Genomic DNA, 20,589 nt, shown 5'->3' with positions numbered 1-20,589 from the left:
CCTGCCAAAAGGGGGACGGTTAGTCTTTATGGTCGCCGAGCCAGAAGATGATGGAGGCGCCGATGCCACCGGCGATGGTGCCCCCAAGGGTACCGGCCAGGTCGGCCAACCCGTAGTGCCACCACGGGCGCAAGCTGTTTGGACCGCCGGGCTGATTGGTAGCCCCGATGGTGCCGGCGTTGGCCTGCAGCCAGGTGCTTTGGTCGCCTTGCGCTTGCTGCTCGTACCAGTACTGAGCGCTGTGTCGGCCCACGGCGAGGCCCTTCAGCAACGACTCCTGGCTGCTGGCCGTGAGCGAATTGTCGGCCTGAACGTCATCTTCGATTTGGGTCAACCGCGAGACGGCTTGGTCAGAGTTGGTGGACGTCGACATGGCGTCCACCATCCGGTCAAGGTAGTCCAACTCCTTGGTGTTGCCGTTGGTGGTGTAGTACTGGCGCAGGGCTTCCACCGGGTCGGCGCTGTGAATGATTTCGTTCACATAAGGCTGGTTCAGCACTTCTTGCATCGCAGACCGGCTGTAGCCCGCTTCTTGTAAAAAATCCAGCGTTTTGGGTTCTACCTCGTCGGCCGCAACGTTAAAATCCGCCTTGGCCAGGTAGTAGTCCAAGCCCTGATTGTGCTGCACGCCGACATAATCGTAGGGGTTGGTGCTGTTTTGCGCCACGGTCTTGGCAGTCGGGGCCATATCGGCGGTGTCTTTCTTACTACACGAAACGGTGGCCAGGGCAATGGCGCAAAAAGCGAGCAGGAGCAGGAAGAAATTTTTCATTTTGTGAAAGGATTGGTGCCTCCTCCACTTAATACGGGCTATCGGAGGGCTTATGACTCCCGGAGCAGTGCGCGCCCGGGCTCGCACTTGCGGTTCGCAGCGCGCCGTTTTCTTCCCGGGGGTCCGGCCACGGCGGGGGCAACCTGGCCGCTGAAGCTAGCATTGGCGGCAGGTTGCCCCACGCCACCGGAGCAGGAAGGCGTTGGGCGAGGAACAAGCAAGCAAGAGCGGTCAGCACGCGCTGCCACAATTGGGGGCTTCCGGCCGGCAAGGGCCCGGAAACTTATCGGAACAGAAACAGGACCCCGTGCGGGGCCGTTAGCGAAGAGCGGGCCGCCGGGGAGCCGCGGCGGCGAGGCGGGGCCGAAGGCAATGCCTTACAGCAGGGGCGCCAGGGCTGGCACAAGTGCCGGAAAGCCATAGCCCAGAGGGGGAGTCGCCGAGTATAGGTACCACGCGTCAGGTAGTTAAAGCGTGAAAGGGATGCCCAAAGGTTGGCCGCATTTCACCCAACAAAAAGGACAGTTGCTGCCTGTTTATGACTAGGATTATACAAAGGCAATTAGGGGCTATTGGGAAGAATTGTCGGGTGATAACGCAATTATTAGATAAGCTCGGGCACATGATTACCCTGCCAAACCCGCTGTTGCTGACATCGTTACATTAATATGTTCGATACCAGCCAGACGAAAAGGTGGAGCGCAGCGCGTCAGGGCACAAAAAAGCCCTGGCCGGTTGGCCGGGGCGCTGCAAGGCCGGGGGAATCCGTTAGGTAAGTCGCCGCCCCCTCGTGCACCAAGCTCACGGTGCAGGGGCTGTGGGCACAGCTAGCGTGTGCGGCCCCACGCCTTGCGCCTGCATCTGTGCCATCATCGGGCAGTTCAGTTCGTCGAGTACGTCGACGCTCACCGTGGCCCCGGCTTCCAGGTAGTAGGACACCGTTACCGGACGGCCACCACCGGGTTGGGGAAGCAGGGAGGGGAACTTTTGCACGAGCTAGTCGAGTCCCGGTTGCCATCTGAATAGATGGAGTAAGCGTGCATACTGCCGCAGTAAAATCCCATGCATTCAGCAACTTATTGCGGCCAAAAGCTGCGTAAGCACTCAGAATTCCAGACACCTTAATGATTAGAGCGCCTATGGCAGAAGTATTCATCTATACAGAAGCCCATTTATTTTTGGTTGAAATGCTCTTCCACGACCAATGTTTTGGATGCGAGTTAATCTAACTCGAAGCCTTCATCCCTTTCTCCGTTTCTTTCTAATTGGTTGCTCCCTGCTGACGAAGATGTCCACTTCGCCTTGTCTCCTAAAGTGTCCCCCGGAAAAGTAAAAACCCCATTCCCAATGCGGAAACGGGGTTTTTACTTTGCAGAGAAGGAGGGATTCGAACCCCCGGACCTGTTACAGTCAGCGGTTTTCAAGACCGCCGCAATCGACCACTCTGCCACTTCTCTGGGTCAATTACTCGCGCGCTGTGATTATGAAAGCAACAAAAAAGGCTTTTCCCAGCGCAGAAAAAGCCTTTTTGTAGAGAAGGGGGGATTCGAACCCCCGATACCGTTGCCGGTATAACGGTTTTCGAAACCGTCGCATTCGACCACTCTGCCACCTCTCTATAAGGCCCCCGAGTGATTGGGGAGTGCAAAAGTAAAAAGGAATGCGGAATGAAAAACGAGGAAGGAAGAATTTTTCTCAAATTTTCTGCTATCGCCCTCAAAATCAATTCCTCATTTTTCATTCTTTGTCATTAGCTGCTCCTGCAGCATCTGGCGGCGACGGCCGGTCACGGCATCCATGCTCACGTTCACTTCGAACCCGATAATCAGCGTCATACACACGAATTCGAGCCACACCATGAAGCCCACCAGCGCCCCGATGGAGCCGTAGAAGTGGTTGTAGGAATCGAAAATCCGGACGTAGAGCGTGAAGAGAAACGACACCAAAAAAATGAGCAGCGTAGCCACAATGGCCCCGGCCGACACCAACGGCCACTTGTCATGCACGGGCGGCACGAAGTAATAAATGACGCAGGTGGTACTCAAAAATAGTCCAATCAGTGAGCCGTAGCGGATGAGTGTGAGCACCAAATCGGTGAACCGCTCGGGCACGATTTCATAGAAAACCAGGCCATCGATGAGGTAAGTACCGAAGAAGATGCCCGCGATGGACAGCAGCAGTATCAGGGCCAGCACAAACGTTAGTCCGGTGGCAATCATTCGCTTGCGCAGGTAGCTGCGGTGCTTGAACCACGGATATTTCTTCTCAAAGGCATCGAGCAAGGCCATGATGCCATTGGAACTGAGCACCAGCGCCGTGCCGAAACCGAAGGAGAGCAGGCCGCCGTGCGGGATGTTCACAATGTCCTCGATGGTGCTGGCAGTGGCCGCGTACAACTCGCGGGGCATGAAATCGGCCAGAAACTGGAGGATGTCCACATTCAGGTTCGGTACGGGGATGTACGGAATGAGCGTGAACAGGAAAATGATGGTCGGGAACAGGGCCACCGTGAGGTTGAAGGCCATGTAGGCGGCGCGCTTCTCCAGCGAGTCGAGCCGTAGCTCGTGCAGGATGCGGTCGAGCACGTCGTAGAGCGAGGCGTGGCCGCCGGGCAGCCGCAGCCGCTTCAGGCCCACAATGGCCCGCCGGTACGGCCGTTGCTGGCGCACATCGGGGAAGCGGGCACGGCGGATGGCGGCGGGGGCTTTCAATTGACAGTCAACAGTTGACAGTGAGCAATTAACAGCATCAGCTACAACAAGCGTTTTGCTAACTGTTCACTGATAACTGCTAACTAACTTTCTATTTCCGGAACGCGGCCGGGGCAGGCGCATCTGGCAAAATTGCGCCGGGCTTGGGCAGCACCGGGCTTTCCAGGTCGTCTTCGCTAAAATACGGTGCCAGCTGCTGCTGGATGCTTTCGGGGATAGGTACGGGCCGGCCGGTGGTAGTTTTCACAAACACCATGAGCGTGTGGCCTTCGGTGAGCAACTCCTGGGCTTCGTTGTAAATTTCGTACTCGAACAGCACCCGCGTGCCTTCGGGCGGCTGGCGCAGCAGCAGGCGCACAGTCAGCAGGTCGTCGTAGCGGGCGGGGCGGCGAAAACGGGTGCGCAGCTCCCCTACCGGCATGCCCACGCCGTCGGCCTCCAGCTCTTTGTAGCTGATGCCAAGCTTGCGGAACGCCTCGGTGCGCGCCACTTCAAAATACGCCGCGTAATTGCCGTGATAGACGTAGCCCATCTGGTCGGTTTCGGCGTAGCGCACGCGGATTTGGATATCGGACTGATACATAATGTCTGGTAAATTGTGTCATCCTTCGCTGCGCTCAGGATGACAGCCGTTTAGTTCATCGAATCCCCGCCCGATTCAGTGCCGCCTGGTAGCGGCGGGCGTTGGCGATGTGCTCGGCCTCGGTGGTGGCGAAGGCGTGGTAGCCGCTGAAATCCTCCTTGGCGCAGAAATAGAGGTAGTTGTTGCTCTCGGGTTTCAGCACGGCGTCGATGCTGGCGATGCTGGGCAGGTTGATGGGGCCGGGGGGCAGGCCGGCGTACTTGTAGGTGTTGTATGGCGAGTCCTTTTGCAGGTGCACGTTCAGCACGCGCTTGATGGTGAAGTCGTGGTTGGCGTAGACCACCGTCGGGTCGGCCTGCAGCTTCATGCCGCGCTTGAGGCGGTTGAGGTACACGCCCGCGATGCGGGGCCGCTCGTCGGCGTGCTGCTGCTGCTCGGCTTCCACGATGCTGGCTAGGGTGCTCACCTGGGCACGGGTGAGGTGCAGCTTCTCGCGCTCGGCGTCGCGGGCGGGCGTCCAGAACTGCTCGTAGGACGTTTTCAGGCGCTGCATCAGGCGCTTGGCCGATGTGTTCCAGTACACGTCGTAGGTGTTCGGGATGAACATGGTAAGCACCGTGGTGGTGTCGAAACCCAGGCTCTTGGTATAAGCCGGGTCGCGCAGCAGCGAGTCGAGCCGGGCGGCGGGCACGTCGACCTGGCTGGCGAGCTTGGTCACCAGCTCATTGCGCAGGCGCACCGTGTTGAAGGTCAGTTTTACGGGCGACTGGGCTCCACTCTTGAGCACGTTGATGAGCTGGCGGTTGGTGAAGCCGTTTTTGAGCTCGTAGTTACCGGGCTTCACGGCGCCGGGCTTGTCGTACTTCATCAGCCGGGCCACGAAGTGCAGCGAGAGTTTATCCACCACGGTACCGGTTTTGTCGATGGCCGCGAGGGCCGTTTTCCAAGTAGCGCCGCGGGGGATTACCACATAAGTCGGCTTGCCCTTGGTTTCGATGTTGGCGGTGAAGAACACCTGGTAGAAATAATAGGAGAAGCAGACCAGCGCGAGCGTGAAAATGATGCTCACAGTGGCCCAGCGTTTGCGGCGTTTCAGAGCGTCGTCGCGGCGTTCGAGGATGGACTTTTGGGCAGGTTTGGCCATGAGAAATAAAGCGGAGGTCAGAGGAGCGGCGCCAAAAGTACGAAGGCCGGCAACCGCACGGCGCAGACGGCGGTTGAGTTGTTTCGTTTCGGCCGGGCGTAGTACCTTGCCCGCGCCTTTGGCCCGGTGGGTTGCCGGCCGCCGAAGGCCGTGGCCGCCGCGCCGCCGCATTACGTCTCTAATTTATTAACCATCAGCCATATCCATGCCCGCCACCCTTCTCCGCATCCACCCCGAAAATCCGCCGCAGAGCCGCATTCAGCAAGCCGTTGACGTATTGCGCAAGGGGGGAGTCATTATTTACCCCACCGATACCGTCTATGGAATCGGCTGCGACGTGACCAATGCCAAAGCCGTGGAGCGTGTGTGCCGCATCAAAGGCATCAAGCCCGAAAAGGCCAACCTGAGCTTCATCTGCTACGACCTGTCGCACATCAGCGACTACGCCCACGGCATCTCCACGTCGACTTACAAGGTTATCAAAAAAGCCCTGCCCGGCCCGTTCACCTTCCTCTTCGAGGCCAGCGCCGATGCTCCCCGCTTCGGGGGCGTGAAGCGCAAGCAAGTCGGCATCCGCGTGCCCGACAACCAGATTATCCGCCAACTGGTGAAAGAGCTCGGCAACCCCATCGTGAGCACCTCGGTGCGCGAGAGCGAGGAAACCCTGGAAGAATACGTGACCGACCCGGACCTGATTTATGAGAAATACCGCCTGCTCGTGGACCTCGTGATTGACGGCGGCTTCGGCGGCAACACCCCCAGCACCATCGTTGACTGCACCAACGACGACTTTGACATCGTGCGCGAGGGCGCGGGGGATATTGAGCAGTATCTGTAAAATCGCCTGTCATTGCGGGGCCGCAGCCCGTGGCAATCCGTCCTGTACTAACCAGACACCTCCTTTTACCAGAAGGCCCCGACGCTATAGCAGCGGCGGGGCTTTTTACTGAAAAGGCTTTATCACATCTCAGGGTTGGTCACATTGAGAGGACGGATTAGCTTCGCTGAACTTCGTTTGCCGCCTTGCGCTGCGCTCCACTCGCAATGACAGACGGCTACCGCTTGTGCTTCCACCGCCTATGCGTCCAGAGGTACTGCTCCGGCGAGGCGCGCATGTCTGCTTCCAGTTGCCGGGCGAAGGCTTCGGTGATGGGAAACGTGCCGGCGGGCGCGCCTTTCGCGGTCCGGCCATCGGGCAGTTCGGTGAAGGTGACTTCGTAGTAGCCGCGCCGGGCGCGGCGGATGCCCACGTAGAGCACGGCGCAATCGAGCTGCACGGCTAGGCGGTCGGCGCTGGTGTAGAAGCTGGTGTCCTGGTTGAGGAACTGGGTCCAGTAAGGCCGGTCTTCGGGGCCGGCGGCCTGGTCGGTGAGCAGGCTGAGGGTACGGCCCTCGCCGCGGTGGGCCACTAAGTAGCGCAGCGTGGCCAGCATGGGCACGGCATCGGCCCCGAAGCGGGTGCGCAAGCGACGCATCAGGGTCTCAAAAAACAAGTTGTTGAGCGGCTTGTACACGCCGGCGGCCCGGCCGGGAAACTCCAGCGCCGCGCCGTTCAAAATCCATTCCCAGTTGCCCATGTGCGAGCCCAGCGAGAGCACCAGCCGGTTTTCGGCGAAGTGGCGCGTCATCAGCTCGGGGTTGGTGAAGCGCAAGCGCTGCCGCAACTCCGCCGGCGAAATGGCGGCCAGCTTCAGAATTTCTACCACTACCTGGGCAAAATGCCGGTAAAACGCTTTGCCGGTGCGCTCGATTTCGGCCGGCGTTTTCTCAGGGAAGGAATTCCGTAGGTTTTCTGTGACCACGCGCCAACGGTAGCGCACCACGTAAGCCAACATGAAATAAATTACCTCCGCGAATAAATACAGCACCGCCAGCGGCAGGTGCGCCAGGCCCAGCAACAGCCACCACAGCGGCTCGAAGTACCAGGCGTAGGGCCGGCCAGTGGTGGCGAGGGTTCCTTTGGTGGCCATGCTTAACGGGGCACGGCCGCGCCGGCGGGCGCATACTCAGCGGCGGAGTGCTCGCCAATGGCGCGGTGGCCCGCTATCAGCTTCTTATTGCCGGGGCCGCCGTACACTTCCACAAACAGCGTAAACGGGCCATCGGGCAGCGGCCCCATCGGAAGCTGCCCGGCAATGCTGGTGGGGCGGCCGCTCTGGGGCGTGAGGGTGGCGTCGGCATCGGCGGCCGAGCCGTCGGGGGTGGTGAGGTGGTAGTGTACGCGCAGGGCCTGGCCCACGGGCGCATTGTGCAATTCGGTGTAAAAGAACACATTATCCGCACCCCGGCCGTAGCTGCCGCCGGGCGCACGGGTGAGGCGAAAGCCGCCCCGGGCAAAATTATCGTCGCCCCCGCTCTTGGCCGCCGGGCGCGAAAGCAATACCACATCCGAGAGGAACGGACCGGTGGGGGCCTCCAGCACCAGCGGTTTCTCCACAGTGGTTTCACCGTTGGCAGTCTTGTATTGGTCCTTCACGGTACCGCGCAGGGTGTATTTGCCATCGGGCAGCAGAATGCGCTTAAGGAAGCTCTGCGGATTTTTGATGACAATGGTGGTGTCCGTAAGTACCGGCGGCTTCAAGTTAATGACTTCGTGGTAGGACGAAGTGCCATCCGCTTTCAGAATGTCGAGCGTGACGAGGGCCGACGACTGGAACGCCTTGGGTGCGCGCTGCCGGTACTGCAGCGACTGCGTGGGCACAGTGACATAGATTTCGACTTCGGCGCCCTTCTCCACCTTGTTCAGGTTGCGGAAGCGGGCCACGTCGAGCAGCAGCTGCGGCGGGCCGGCCTGGGCGGCTAGCGTGGCGAATGTGGCAAGTAGGGCGAGGAGGTAGCGCATGGGGCAAAAGTACGGCGGGTGTAGGGGAGGTGTTGGGAAGTGGTAGAACGTTATGCAGAACATGGCCAGCACGTCATGCCTCGACGGCGCTCGGCATGACGTGCTACCTAAATTCGTCATCAGACTATTTTTGTGCCAGCTCTGCGGCAAACAATTCCCGCGCCTGCCTCGTTTTTCCCCCGCTATGCGTGCTACTGTCGCCTTCTTTCTGGGAATACTGATGCTGCTGGGCAGCTTCGTGCCCGAGAATGACTTGGGCGAGCTGGCCAAGCTGCCGCAGCTGGTCGAGCATTATGAATACCATCATTCGACCGCGGGCGGCGGATTGAATTTCGGCCAGTTCATCGCTGAGCACTACGGCGCCGGTACCAAGCACTATGTGGGTTGCACACTTTCGCCCCGCCACCAGCAAGACCACCACAACCTGCCCCTGCGCTGCCACCACGGTTGCGTTACGCTCAGCTTCGTGGTAGCACCTGTGACGCGGCTACTGTTTGTGTCTCAGCCGGAAATAGCGGCTGCGCCGGCGTATAGTGCCGTTGCTGCGCCGCGCTACGCCTTCATTTTTAGTGCTTCGCAGGGCCAGCCGCCCCGAGCCTAACCCTGCTGCGCCCCCGGAGGCAGTGTGCCCGTGCTATTGGTAGCACCGGCCCTAAATCTCCGGCCCCCTCCCCTCTCTTATTGGATTTTTAGCGCCTCCCGGCTGGCCATTGGCCGCGTCCGGACCGGGCCATATTGCACCGTATCGCATGATTTCGGCAATTATTAATTTCAGCATCCGCAACAAGCTGCTGGTGGGGCTAATGCTGGCCGGGCTGATTGCCTGGGGCGGATTTTCGGCCGCCAGCCTGCCGCTCGACGCCATTCCCGACGTCACCAATAACCAAGTTCAGGTCATCACCCAAAGCCCCGCGCTGGCAGCGCAGGAGGTCGAGCAGCTCATCACCGTGCCGCTGGAACTGCAGCTGCGCACCATCCCGGGCGTCACGGAAATCCGGTCGATTTCGCGCTTCGGGCTGTCGGTGATAACCGTGGTTTTCGAGGAAGACGTGGACACCTACCACACCCGGCAGCTGGTGGCCGAGAAGCTGAAAGTGGCAGAGGCCGACCTCGGGCAGGGCCTGGGCGCGCCGGGCATGGCGCCCATCACCACCGGCCTGGGCGAGATTTACCAGTACACCATCAAAGTCAAAAAGGGCTACGAAAAGCAGTACGGCCTAGCCCAGCTGCGCGAAGTGCAAGACTGGCTGGTGAAGCGCCGACTGGCCGGCGTGGAGGGCGTGGTGGATGTGAGCAGCTTCGGCGGCTATGTGCGCGAGTACGAGGTGAGCGTGGACCCCGCTCGCCTGGCCGGCGCGGGTGTGAGCATGGCCGAGCTCTACGAAGCCCTGCAGGCTAACAACGGCAACGCCGGCGGCAGCTACCTGGAGCGCGGCCCCCGGGCGTTTTTCATCCGGGGCGAGGGCCGGGCCACGTCGTTGCAGGACATCGGCAACATCGTGGTGAAGCCCGTGGGCGTGCCCGGCCGGGGCGGCGCCCCGCTGCTGGTGCGCGACGTGGCGGCCGTGCGCTTCGGCCACGCCGTGCGCTACGGCGCCATGAACCGCGACGGCCAGGGCGAAACCGTGGGCGGCGTGGTGCTCATGCTGAAAGGCGCCAGCTCCGAAGCCACCATCAAAAACGTGAAGGCCCGGGTGGCCGAAATCCAGCAAACCTTACCCAAAGGCCTGGAAATTGACCCGTTTCTGGACCGCACCAAGCTGGTGGACAAGGCTATTCATACGGTGGTGAAAAACCTGATTGAAGGCGGCGTGATTGTAGTAGTCGTGCTGCTGCTGCTGCTCGGCAACCTGCGGGCCGGGCTGGTGGTGGCGGGCATGATTCCGCTGTGCATGCTCTTCGCGCTGGGCATGATGCGCACCTTCGGCGTCTCAGCTAACCTCATGAGCCTGGGCGCGTTGGACTTCGGCCTCATCGTGGACGGGGCCGTGATTATCGTGGAGGCCGTCATCGCCCACCTGCTGCACGAGCGCCTCAAAGCCGCCCACGAAACCATGGACGACATTACCGAGGACGTGACGAACCGGCTGATGAAATCGGCCCTGTTCGGCCAGCTCATCATCCTGATTGTGTACCTGCCCATTCTCTCGCTCACGGGCGTGGAGGGCAAGATGTTCCGGCCAATGGCCCTCACCGTGAGCTTCGCCATTTTGGGGGCCATGATTATGTGCCTGACCTACGTGCCAGCCGTCACGGCCTGGGCGCTAAAGAAGAATATCAGTGAAAAGCCCAACCTGGCCGACCGCATCGTGGGCTTTCTGCATAAGCTGTACGACCCGATTATTCGGGCGGCGCTGGGGGCGCGCTGGTTGGTGGTGGGCGTAGCCGTGGGCCTGCTGGCGCTGGGCGGCCTGGTGTTTACGCGGCTGGGCGGCGAGTTTATTCCGCAGCTCGACGAAGGCGACTTTGCCATGAACGTGACGCTGGCGCCGGGCTCTTCTCTGGATGAAAGCATTCTGCTTACGTCTCGGATTCAGCGCATTCTGAAAAGTAAATTTCCGGAGGTGCTGCAGGCAGTGGGCAAAATCGGCACTTCGGAAATTCCTACCGACCCCATGTCGCTGGAAGACAGCGACCAGATGATTATCCTGAAAGACCACGCCGAATGGACCAGCGCCCACACCCGCGAGGAGCTGGCCAACAAGATGCAGGCGGCCCTGGCCGGCGTGCCCGGCGTGAGCCTTGAATTCCAGCAGCCCATTCAGATGCGGTTTAACGAGTTGATTTCGGGGGTGAAGTCGGACGTGTCGGTGAAGATTTACGGCGACGACCTGGACGTGCTCAAGGCCAAAGCCGATGAGGCTGCCGCGCTCATTCGCCCCTTGCAGGGCGTGGGCGACATTAAGGTGGAGCAGATTATTGGCCTGCCGCAGCTGCGCGTGAGCTACGACCGCGCCAGGCTGGCCCAGTACGGCCTGCGCGTAATGGACCTCAACACCCTGCTGCAAACCGCCTTCGCCGGCCAAACTACCGGCCAGGTGTACGAAGGCGAGCGCCGGTTTGACCTCGTGCTGCGCCTTGACTCCCTGCACCGCCGCGGCCCCGACGACATCAACCAGCTCCTCGTGTCGCTGCCCGACGGCACCCAGATTCCGCTGAGCGAAGTTGCTACCGTGGCCTTGAAACCAGCCCCCGCCCAAATCTCGCGCGACGACGCCCGCCGCCGCGTCAACATCGGCGTGAACGTGCGCGGCCGCGACGTGCAAAGCCTCGTGCAGGACATCCAGGGCAAGCTGAAAACCGGCCTCCGCCTGCCCGCCGGCTACAGCATCACCTACGGCGGCCAGTTCGAAAACCTGAACCACGCCAAAGCCCGCCTGGCGGTGGCCGTGCCGGTATCGTTGGTGCTGATTTTCATGCTCCTGTTCCTGGCTTTCCGTTCGGTGAAGGAGGCGCTGCTGATTTTTACGGGCATTCCACTGGCGGCCATTGGCGGCGTGCTGGCGCTGGGGCTGCGCGGGATGCCGTTCAGCATTTCGGCCGGCGTGGGCTTTATCGCGCTGTTTGGGGTGGCCGTTCTGAACGGGATTGTGCTGGTGGCCAGCCTGAACGAACTGGCCACGGCCGGCGTGCGCAAAATCCGTGAGCGGGTGCTGCGCGCCACCGAGGAGCGGTTCCGGCCGGTACTGCTCACGGCCTCGGTGGCCTCGCTGGGCTTCCTGCCGATGGCCTTATCCGGCTCGGCTGGCGCGGAGGTGCAGAAACCGCTGGCCACGGTGGTTATCGGCGGGCTGATTACGGCCACGCTGCTCACGCTGGTGGTGCTGCCGGTGCTCTATACTTTCTTCGTAGACGACGACGAACCCAGCCCCGAAGTAGCCGCCGAGGAAGCGGAAGAAGCCAAGCGGCGGGAAGAAACTGGTGAAGCGCCTGCGGCAGAAGATGACGAGGCAAAGCCCGCTTCTGCGTCATTTACCGGCCTTGCATACTGGATTGAACGGTGTAGAGACGCAATATTTTGCGTCTCGTCGGCCGCGCCGTCCGGGAGTCGTTCGGATGATTTCGTTCAACGACGAGACGCAAAATATTGCGTCTCTACACCGCTCCGGCTTCTCCTTTTAGCCGCCGCCCTGCTGCCGGCCACTGCCCGCGCCCAAAAAGCACCCACCAATTCCCAGCTCAGCCTGGCGCAAGCCCTGAGCACCGGCCTGGCCCAGAGCCCGCTGGTGCAGGTGGCCACGTTGCAAGCCCAGCAACAGCAGGCCCTCACGCGCACCGGCTACGACCTGCCACGCCTGGTATTCGACTACCAGTACGGTCAAATTTCCGGTCCGCTGGCCGACCATAGCTTCAACGTGTTGCAGCAGTCGGCCTTCCCGACCGTCTACGGGGCCCAGCGCAAGGTGCTGCAAACCACCGCCGAGGCCGGCACCATTCGGGCCCGCGCTCAGTGTCGCGAGCTGGCCCGCAGCATCCGTTCGGGCTACTATAATTTGCTGGTGACCTACCGCCTTGTGGCCCTGCTACGTAAGCAGGACAGTCTCTACCAGCGCGCTGCCCGGGCCGCCCGCATCCGCTACCAGGTGGGCGAAACCAACCGCCTGGAGCAGGTGTCGGCTGAAGCTCGGGCGCGCGAGCTGCAAAACCGCCTCGCCACCCTGCGCTCCGAGCTGCTGGTGCAGCGTCAGCAGTTGGGCTTGCTGCTGGGCCAGCCCAATCTGGCCAGCATCGACACCACGGCCAGCCCCCGCGCCTCGCTGCTGCCCGCCGATACGGCTGGCCTCACGCCCGCCACTAACCCTACGCTGGCTCTCTACCAACAGCAGCTCGCCCTTAGCCAGCAGCAAACCAAGCTCGAAAAGCTGCGCCGCCTACCCGACCTGCGCGCCGGCTACTTTAACCAAACCATCAACCAGGAAAGAGGCTTCAACGTGGCTCAGGCCGGCATTGCGGTACCGCTGCTGGGCGGGGCGCAACGGGCCCGCATAGCTGCCGCCAAAATTGGCGAGGAAGCCGCCCAAATGCAGCTGAACTACGCCAACACCCAGTTCGGCACCCAGCTCAGCACCCTGCGCCAGCAGCTGGCCCGCGCTCAGGCTTCGCTGCTTTACTACGAAAATTATGCCCTGCCGCAAGCCCGGCTCATCCTCGATACGGCCGAAAAAAGCCGACGCGCCGGCGATATCGAGTACGTGGAATACGTGGTGAACACCCAGCCCGCCTGGCAGATTCAGGAAGCGTATCTGGAGCAGCTCAGACAATACAATGAGCTGGTGGCCAACATCCTGGCGCTGGTTGGGGCAGATGCGCCGTAACCCCAAGGCCCTTCCCCGGCTGGGAGGGGAGCCGAACGAGTCATTCAAAAAGCAACAACCAGTTCCTCACTCCAGAACGCACCCCTCCCTACCGGGGAGGGGCCGGGGGTGGGGGCTACCACAGCACGACACTTCCTCTGATGAAATACTTCCCCTTCCTCCTTCTCCCCTTCCTCGTCGCCTGCGACAAAAAAACTGAAGGAACCACCGACAAGCGCGCTGCCCCTCCACCCCGCGCCCCCAACGAAGTTTTTCTCAGCAAAGCTCAGCTGCAAGCCGCGGGCATCGAGCTGGGCACCTTCACCCGGCGCGACCCGGGCACCGAGGTACAGGCTACCGGCCAGATAGACGTGCCGCCCAGCCACAAAGTATCCATCACGGCCGTGATGGGCGGCTACGTGCAGCAACTCCCGGTGCTGCCCGGCCAGCACGTTATGCAGGGCAGTGTGCTTGCCACCCTGCGCAACCCCGATTACATCAAACTGCAACAGGACTACCTCCAAAGCCAGGCCCGCATCGTGTTTCTGAAGCAGGAAACCGCCCGCCAGCAAATCCTCAACGACGAGGACGTGGGCGCCCGCCGCAAGCTTCAACAGGCTGCTTCCGAGCTGCGCACCGAGCAGGCCGCCGCCGGTAGCCTCGCCGCCCAGCTCCGCCTCATTGGCCTGAAACCGGAGCGCATCTCCGCCACCAACATCCAGTCCAGCGTTCCGCTCATCGCGCCCATCGGCGGCTTCGTGAAGGCCGTGCTGGTGAACCCCGGCCAATTTGTAAATCCGCAGGACGTGCTGATTGAACTCGTTGACCGCTCCGATTTGCATCTCGAGCTCAAAGTTTTTGAGCGCGATATCGCGAAAGTGAAAGTGGGCCAGGACATCTTGTTCCGCGTGCCCGCCCAGGGCGCTAGCGCCCAGCCGCTACCCGCCACGGTATTTCTGGTTGGCAAATCGTTTGACGACGACGGCCGCACCGTGCCCGTGCACGCCCACCTGCACGAAACCGGCCCCGACGCTGCTGCCACCATCGCCCTGCTGCCCGGCCAATACGTCAGTGCCCGCATCCTCACCGGCCGCACCCCGCAGCGCACCCTGCCCGAAGACGCGCTGGTGCCCGGCGGTGAAGTCAGTTACGGCTATTATCAAATAAAAACGGACGGCAAGGGCAGCACCTTCCGCCGCTTCAGCCTGCGCCCCGGCGCCACCGACCAGGGCCAGGTAGCCGTGCGCCCGCTGGATAAACTGAGCGACACCACGCATTTAGTTATCAAAGGCGCGTATTTCCTCGATGCCGAGCGCAGCAAAGGCCAGGGCGGCGATGAGTAGAGACGCATATTTGCGTCTCGTCATTGAACGGAGTCAGCGAACGATTTTCGCCTGTTTTGTCCAACGATGAGACGCAATTATGCGTCTCTACACCATCCCATGATTCTCCTCACCGAACTCCACTACCACCCGCCGGCCGCCCTTTTTGCCGAGCTGCTCCGCGCCGACAGCATCCTGCTCGAAGCCCACGAGCACTACCGTAAGCAAACCTTCCGCAACCGCTGCCTCATCCGCACCGCGCAGGGCGTGCAGCCGCTCACGGTGCCGGTTATCGATGGCAACCGGGCCGAAAAGGTCAGCGTTTCCGAAATCGAAATCGACTACCGCCAGAACTGGATTCACCGGCACTGGCGCACGCTGCAAACGGCCTACGGCAACAGCCCTTATTTTGAATTTTATGCCGACTATCTGCATGATATTTACGTAAGTAAACCCGCATTGCTTTTCGACCTAAATCAGCAGTTTTTACGTTTACTGCTGAGGTGCTTCCGCATCACCCTGCCCCTGCACCTCACCACCGAATACCACGCCCACTACCCCGCCACCTCCTGCCCTCCTGCCCTCCTGCCCTCCTACCCTATAATAGACCGACGCGACTGGCTGACACCCAAAGCCGCTACCAAAATGCCCGAACCTGACACTCCGGCAGCCTCCGGCCTGGTGCGGCCCTATCCGCAGGTGTTTGGCCCAGGTTTTGAGCCCGGCCTGAGTGTGCTGGACCTGCTGTTTTCGCAAGGCCCGGCCGCCGGCCGCTATTTGCAGTAACCCGTAGATTTCGGCCGACGTTAGGTTAATAATGCCGGGCCGCAACTTAGTCCGAACCTTCGCCCGAACCGGCTTGTTTTCAAGCTACATCGGCCCAACCCGTTATTCGTGTTACTTGCCCGACGCGGGGCTTATCTGATTTTTCACTACGTTTATTGGCATGGAAGCTAAATTCTCAAACCGCGTCAAAGAGGTTATTTCCCTCAGTCGGGAAGAGGCCATTCGTCTCGGCCACGACTACATTGGTACCGAGCACCTGCTGCTTGGTATGATTCGGGAGGCCGAAGGCACCGCCCTTGGCCTTCTGCGCAAGCTGGGCGTGAGCATCGATGAGCTGAAATTCTCATTGGAGCAGGCCACCCGCAACACCGCCACCCAGGGCACCAGCATTACGGGCTCGATTCCGCTTACCAAGCAGACCGAGAAGGTGTTGAAAATAACGTATTTGGAGGCCAAAATCTTCAAATCCGAAATCATTGGTACCGAACACCTGCTGTTGTCCATCCTGCGGGACGAAGACAACATTTCTTCCCAAATTCTCAGCAAATTCAACGTGAACTACGAAACTGTGCGCGACTCGCTGGATTACCACGGTAACGCCGGCGCTGCCCCGCAAAACCGCACGCCCGACACGGACGACGACGATAACGACAAACTCTTTGGCTCGTCGGGCCCCGGCGGGCGCGGTGCCGGCACCGGCGCTGGCGCCAAGAAGCCCGGCGAGAAATCGCGCACCCCGGTGCTCGACAACTTCGGCCGCGACCTCACCAAGTTGGCCGAGGAAGACAAGCTCGACCCCATTGTGGGCCGCGAAAAAGAAATCGAGCGCGTAGCTCAGATTCTGAGCCGCCGCAAGAAGAACAACCCTATCCTCATCGGTGAGCCCGGCGTAGGTAAAACGGCCATCGCCGAAGGTCTCGCCCTGCGCATCATCCAGAAAAAGGTTAGCCGCGTACTCTTCAACAAGCGCGTTGTTACCTTGGATTTGGCCTCGCTGGTAGCTGGCACCAAGTACCGCGGCCAGTTCGAAGAGCGCATGAAGGCTGTGATGAACGAGCTGGAGAAGTCGCCCGACGTGATTCTGTTCATCGACGAGTTGCACACCATCGTGGGCGCCGGCGGTGCTTCGGGCTCGCTCGATGCCTCGAATATGTTCAAGCCGGCTCTGGCCCGCGGCGAAATTCAATGCATCGGTGCTACTACGCTGGACGAGTACCGTCAGTACATTGAGAAAGACGGCGCTTTAGCCCGTCGTTTCCAGATGGTAATGGTGGACCCCACCACGCCCGAGGAGACCATCGAAATCCTGCACAACATCAAGGACAAGTATCAGGACCACCACCACGTGGTGTACACCGATAAGGCCATAGAGCAGTGCGTGATGCTGTCGGACCGGTACATGTCCGACCGTTTCCTACCGGACAAGGCTATCGATATTCTCGACGAGGCCGGTGCCCGCGTGCACATCAACAACATCGTGGTGCCCGAAGACATTCTCACGCTCGAAGAGCAGATTGAGAACATCAAAGGCGAGAAAAACCGCGTGGTGAAATCGCAGAAATACGAGGAAGCCGCCAAGCTCCGCGACACCGAGAAGAAACTCTTGGACCAACTCGAAACGGCTAAAAAGAGCTGGGAAGAGGAAACCAAGAAGAAGCGCTACACGGTGAAAGAGGAGAACGTGGCCGAGGTTATTGCTATGATGACCGGCATCCCCGTTTCGCGCGTGGCCCAGAACGAAAGCCAGAAACTCCTCAACATGAACGAGGAGCTGCAAGGCAAAGTAATTGGCCAGGACAAAGCCATCAAGCAGCTGGTGAAAGCCATTCAGCGCACCCGCGTGGGCCTGAAAGACCCCAAGAAGCCCATCGGCTCGTTCGTGTTCCTCGGCCCGACGGGCGTGGGTAAGACGGAGCTAGCCAAGGTGCTCGCCACCTACCTCTTTGACAAAGAAGACGCGCTGGTGCGCGTCGATATGTCGGAGTACATGGAGAAATTCAGCGTATCGCGCCTAGTGGGCGCGCCTCCCGGCTACGTGGGCTACGAAGAGGGCGGCCAGCTGACGGAGAAAATCCGCCGCAAGCCGTACTCGGTTATCCTGCTCGACGAGATTGAGAAGGCGCACCCGGACGTGTACAACCTGCTCCTGCAAGTGCTGGATGACGGCATTCTGACCGACGGCCTCGGCCGCAAGGTGGACTTCCGCAACACCATCATCATCATGACCTCGAACATCGGGGCGCGTGACCTACAGGACTTCGGCGCTGGCATCGGCTTCGGCACGAAAGCCCGCCAGGAGAACATGGACGAGCTGACGAAGGGCACCATCACCAACGCCCTGAAGAAGACCTTCTCGCCCGAGTTCCTCAACCGCTTGGATGACGTGATTGTCTTCAACTCGCTCGAGAAGAAGGACATTCACAAAATCATCGACATCAGCCTCAGCAAGCTCCTCTCGCGGGTGCAGGCCCTGGGCTACCGCGTCGAGCTGACGGAAGCCGCCAAGGACTTTGTGGCCGACAAAGGCTACGACCCTAAGTACGGTGCCCGTCCGCTGAACCGCGCCATCCAGAAGTACATAGAAGACCCAATTGCTGAGGAAATCCTCAAAGCTCAGGTGGTGCACGGCGACGTGATTACCGCCGATTACGAGGACGGCAAGGAGGAACTGACCTTCTCGGTGAGCAAGAGCGGCGAGGCCCAAAACCTCGCCAGCGACGAGCGGCCGGCCGAAACGCCGGAAGCGCCCGATACGGACGCGAAGAAGTAGGCTCTAGTACAAGCGTTGGCTTGTGCATGGTCTGAAAAGGCCGGCTCCTGAAAAGGGGCCGGCCTTTTTTGCTATATGCCTAGTAACTTGCATCTTGATTTCGACCACGATTGTTGAGATTTTGGCAGTCTTACTCCCTTCTTTATGAATTTTCTGCAAAGAGCGGCCCTTGCCGGGGCTGGAGCGGCCATCACCAGTGGCGCGCTGGCACAATCGGCCCCGGTGGCCCCCGTTAAACCCAAGGTGTTTACTGATTTCGGCATTACTCGCACCGATAATTACTACTGGCTGAACCAGCCGACCGACCCGGCCGTCCTCAAGTACCTAAACGCGGAAAACGCCTACTACGACCAGCAAATGGCCGGGGCCAAGGAAAACCAGAAGAAGCTGGCCCAGGAAATCAAGAACCGCATCAAGCAGGAAGACGCCTCGGAGCCGTACCGTGACAACGGCTACTATTACTATTCGCGCTACGAGTTTGCATCGGAATATCCGGTGTATTGCCGCAAGAAAGGCAGTGTCATCAACCCGGAGGAAATCCTGTTGAACGGCGACGAGATGGGCACCGGCCAAGCTTATTTTCAGATTGGTGACTGGGCGGTGAGCGACAACAACCAGCTGCTGGCTTTCTCGGTGGATACCGTGAGCCGCCGCCTCTACACACTGCGCTTCAAGAACCTCGCTACCGGCAAGAACTACCCCGAGCGCATTGCCAACACCGGCGGCGAAGTAGTGTGGGCGGCCGACAACAAGACGGTGTTCTACACCAAAAAGAATGTGACCACGCTCCTGCCCTACCAAGTATACCGGCATGTGCTGGGCACTGACCCCAAAGGCGACGCGCTGGTGTATGAGGAGCGCGACAACACGTTCAACGTGCACGTGAGCCGTTCGAAATCACGCAAATACATTGGCATCGAGCTGGTCAGCTCGTTGTCGTCGGAGTACCGCTATGTGGAGGCAAATGCGCCGACGGAGCAACCCAAGGTGTTTGCGCGCCGTGAGAAAGACCACCTCTACCAAGTGGAGCACTTGGGCGATAAGTTCTACATCCGCACCAACTGGCAGGCTCCCAACTACCGCCTGATGACCACACCCGTGGCCACCACCGGCAAAGCCACCTGGACCGATGCCCTGACCCGCCATCCCGAAATCTTCCTCGATAATTTCGAGCTGTTCAAGGACTACCTCGTGCTGAATGAACGCAAAGGCGGCCTGCGCCAGCTGCGCGTGGTGAGCCTGAAGGATAAGCAGGAACATTACCTGCAATTTGAAGAGCCAGCCTACACCGCCACCATCGGTGTGAACCGCGAGCTGGATACGCCCGTGCTGCGCTACAACTACACCTCGCTCACCACGCCGCCGTCCATTTTTGAGTACGATATGGGCACCCGCACCAGCACGCTGCTAAAAGAGCAGCCAGTGCTGGGCAACTACAACAAGTTCGACTACGTGACGGAGCGCGTCTTCGTGAAATCGCGCGATAACAAGTTCATTCCCATGTCCCTCGTGTATAAGAAGGGCACGAAGCTGGATGGGAGCGCGCCGCTGCTGCAGTACGCCTACGGCTCCTATGGTTACTCACAGGACCCCACCTTCAACGCCGCCCGGTTGAGCTTGCTGAACCGGGGGTTTGTGTACGCGCTGTGCAACATTCGCGGGGGCCAGGAAATGGGCCGGCAGTGGTTTGAGGACGGTCGGATGCTGCACAAAATCAATAGTTTCAACGATTTTATCGACTGCTCCGAATACCTAACCAAGCCGCACGATGCTACCGTTGGCAGTGCCAAAGTCAAGCAGCAATACACCTCGCCGGCCACGCTTTTTGCGATGGGCGGTAGTGCCGGGGGCCTGCTCATGGGCGCGGTGCTCAATATGCGACCCGACCTCTACAAAGGCGTCATCGCGGCTGTGCCGTTCGTGGACGTGGTTACGACGATGTCGGACCCCAGCATCCCGCTCACCACCAGCGAGTACGACCAGTGGGGCAACCCCGCCGAGGAAGATTATTTCAAGTACATGCTCTCGTATTCGCCCTACGACAACGTAAAGCGTCAGGCATACCCCAACATTCTTGTTACCACGGGCTTGCACGACTCGCAGGTGCAGTATTTCGAGCCGGCGAAATGGGTAGCCAAGCTACGCGCCATGAAAACCGATAAGAACCTGGTGCTGCTGCACACCGATATGGCCGCCGGCCACGGCGGAGCCTCGGGCCGTTTCAAATCGATTGACGACACGGCGCGGCAGTACGCCTTTATGATGATGTTGCTGGGGAAGAATCTGTAGTTCGATTATCAGATGCTTCACTGCGTTCACCATGACAGAAGTACGCCGAAACTGCTGCCCGTAATCTGCCCGTAAC

14 protein-coding genes and 2 tRNA genes are annotated in these 20,589 nt (G+C 60.2%); 7 read left to right on the top strand and 9 right to left on the bottom strand.

The genetic code is table 11. The annotated features are described in order from the left end of the window. Positions 1-19 precede the first annotated feature (19 nt). From I7X13_RS06775 to mltG, 7 genes are all read right to left on the bottom strand, one after another. On the bottom strand, positions 20-772 hold the full coding sequence (locus I7X13_RS06775; RefSeq protein WP_198066809.1) for a hypothetical protein: 753 nt from the start codon (positions 770-772) through the stop codon (positions 20-22). Between the two features lie 801 nt (positions 773-1,573). Beyond that, positions 1,574-1,765, bottom strand: coding sequence for a hypothetical protein (locus tag I7X13_RS06770; protein ID WP_198074872.1), 192 nt, complete (start codon positions 1,763-1,765; stop codon positions 1,574-1,576). Positions 1,766-2,144: 379 nt separating this feature from the next. Continuing rightward, positions 2,145-2,229: transfer RNA gene (locus tag I7X13_RS06765), tRNA-Ser, on the bottom strand. Positions 2,230-2,303: 74 nt separating this feature from the next. Beyond that, positions 2,304-2,390, bottom strand: a tRNA-Ser gene (locus I7X13_RS06760). 112 nt (positions 2,391-2,502) lie between these two features. Beyond that, a complete protein-coding gene (locus I7X13_RS06755) occupies positions 2,503-3,483 on the bottom strand; it encodes a YihY/virulence factor BrkB family protein (RefSeq protein ID WP_198066811.1) in 981 nt (326 codons plus the stop codon). Between the two features lie 91 nt (positions 3,484-3,574). Further along, complete coding sequence (locus I7X13_RS06750; protein WP_198074871.1) at positions 3,575-4,066, bottom strand: acyl-CoA thioesterase; 492 nt, start codon at positions 4,064-4,066, stop codon at positions 3,575-3,577. 55 nt (positions 4,067-4,121) lie between these two features. Then, a complete protein-coding gene (gene mltG / locus I7X13_RS06745; protein WP_198066813.1) occupies positions 4,122-5,210 on the bottom strand; it encodes an endolytic transglycosylase MltG in 1,089 nt (362 codons plus the stop codon). A 205-nt stretch (positions 5,211-5,415) separates the two neighbouring features. Between mltG and I7X13_RS06740 the strand changes: the two genes are divergently transcribed. Continuing rightward, positions 5,416-6,048, top strand: a complete 633-nt coding sequence (locus tag I7X13_RS06740; protein WP_198066814.1) for an L-threonylcarbamoyladenylate synthase — start codon at positions 5,416-5,418, stop codon at positions 6,046-6,048. A 217-nt stretch (positions 6,049-6,265) separates the two neighbouring features. Here I7X13_RS06740 and I7X13_RS06735 read toward each other — a convergent pair whose 3' ends face one another. Both I7X13_RS06735 and I7X13_RS06730 read right to left on the bottom strand, forming a co-directional pair. Further along, positions 6,266-7,180 (bottom strand): lysophospholipid acyltransferase family protein, encoded by a 915-nt coding sequence (locus tag I7X13_RS06735; protein ID WP_233454694.1) that lies wholly within the window; start codon positions 7,178-7,180, stop codon positions 6,266-6,268. Between the two features lie 2 nt (positions 7,181-7,182). Continuing rightward, positions 7,183-8,052 carry a hypothetical protein gene (locus I7X13_RS06730; RefSeq protein ID WP_198074870.1) on the bottom strand — a complete coding sequence of 290 codons (870 nt, stop codon included), beginning with the start codon at positions 8,050-8,052 and terminating at the stop codon, positions 7,183-7,185. A gap of 184 nt (positions 8,053-8,236) precedes the next feature. Here I7X13_RS06730 and I7X13_RS06725 point away from each other — a divergent pair, with 184 nt between their 5' ends. The 6 genes from I7X13_RS06725 to I7X13_RS06700 all read left to right on the top strand — a co-directional run bounded on the left by I7X13_RS06725 (position 8,237) and on the right by I7X13_RS06700 (position 20,513). Further along, positions 8,237-8,653, top strand: a complete 417-nt coding sequence (locus tag I7X13_RS06725) for a hypothetical protein (protein ID WP_198074869.1) — start codon at positions 8,237-8,239, stop codon at positions 8,651-8,653. A 148-nt stretch (positions 8,654-8,801) separates the two neighbouring features. Further along, entirely contained in the window at positions 8,802-13,367 is a 4,566-nt protein-coding gene (locus tag I7X13_RS06720; protein WP_198074868.1) for a CusA/CzcA family heavy metal efflux RND transporter, read from the top strand. Between the two features lie 140 nt (positions 13,368-13,507). Continuing rightward, positions 13,508-14,689 carry an efflux RND transporter periplasmic adaptor subunit gene (locus I7X13_RS06715; RefSeq protein ID WP_198074867.1) on the top strand — a complete coding sequence of 394 codons (1,182 nt, stop codon included), beginning with the start codon at positions 13,508-13,510 and terminating at the stop codon, positions 14,687-14,689. 99 nt (positions 14,690-14,788) lie between these two features. Next, entirely contained in the window at positions 14,789-15,454 is a 666-nt protein-coding gene (locus tag I7X13_RS06710) for a WbqC family protein (protein ID WP_198074866.1), read from the top strand. Between the two features lie 160 nt (positions 15,455-15,614). Next, entirely contained in the window at positions 15,615-18,224 is a 2,610-nt protein-coding gene (locus I7X13_RS06705) for an ATP-dependent Clp protease ATP-binding subunit (RefSeq protein WP_198074865.1), read from the top strand. Positions 18,225-18,368: 144 nt separating this feature from the next. After that, complete coding sequence (locus tag I7X13_RS06700; RefSeq protein WP_198074864.1) at positions 18,369-20,513, top strand: S9 family peptidase; 2,145 nt, start codon at positions 18,369-18,371, stop codon at positions 20,511-20,513. The last annotated feature ends 76 nt before the right edge of the window (positions 20,514-20,589 follow it).

The organism is Hymenobacter negativus (assembly GCF_016056375.1).
GTDB lineage: Bacteria > Bacteroidota > Bacteroidia > Cytophagales > Hymenobacteraceae > Hymenobacter > Hymenobacter negativus_A.
Note: the sequence above shows the minus strand (reverse complement) of the source record. Positions and strands in the feature narration are given on the sequence as shown.

Bases quoted from the DNA above. Each gene is read 5' to 3' on its own strand.
- I7X13_RS06775 (WP_198066809.1), bottom strand. From the start codon at position 772: ATGAAAAATTTCTTCCTGCTCCTGCTCGCTTTTTGCGCCATTGCCCTG.
- I7X13_RS06750 (WP_198074871.1), bottom strand. From the start codon at position 4,066: ATGTATCAGTCCGATATCCAAATCCGCGTGCGCTACGCCGAAACCGAC.
- mltG (WP_198066813.1), bottom strand. From the start codon at position 5,210: ATGGCCAAACCTGCCCAAAAGTCCATCCTCGAACGCCGCGACGACGCT.
- I7X13_RS06740 (WP_198066814.1), top strand. From the start codon at position 5,416: ATGCCCGCCACCCTTCTCCGCATCCACCCCGAAAATCCGCCGCAGAGC.
- I7X13_RS06735 (WP_233454694.1), bottom strand. From the start codon at position 7,180: ATGGCCACCAAAGGAACCCTCGCCACCACTGGCCGGCCCTACGCCTGG.
- I7X13_RS06730 (WP_198074870.1), bottom strand. From the start codon at position 8,052: ATGCGCTACCTCCTCGCCCTACTTGCCACATTCGCCACGCTAGCCGCC.
- I7X13_RS06725 (WP_198074869.1), top strand. From the start codon at position 8,237: ATGCGTGCTACTGTCGCCTTCTTTCTGGGAATACTGATGCTGCTGGGC.
- I7X13_RS06720 (WP_198074868.1), top strand. From the start codon at position 8,802: ATGATTTCGGCAATTATTAATTTCAGCATCCGCAACAAGCTGCTGGTG.
- I7X13_RS06715 (WP_198074867.1), top strand. From the start codon at position 13,508: ATGAAATACTTCCCCTTCCTCCTTCTCCCCTTCCTCGTCGCCTGCGAC.
- I7X13_RS06710 (WP_198074866.1), top strand. From the start codon at position 14,789: ATGATTCTCCTCACCGAACTCCACTACCACCCGCCGGCCGCCCTTTTT.
- I7X13_RS06705 (WP_198074865.1), top strand. From the start codon at position 15,615: ATGGAAGCTAAATTCTCAAACCGCGTCAAAGAGGTTATTTCCCTCAGT.
- I7X13_RS06700 (WP_198074864.1), top strand. From the start codon at position 18,369: ATGAATTTTCTGCAAAGAGCGGCCCTTGCCGGGGCTGGAGCGGCCATC.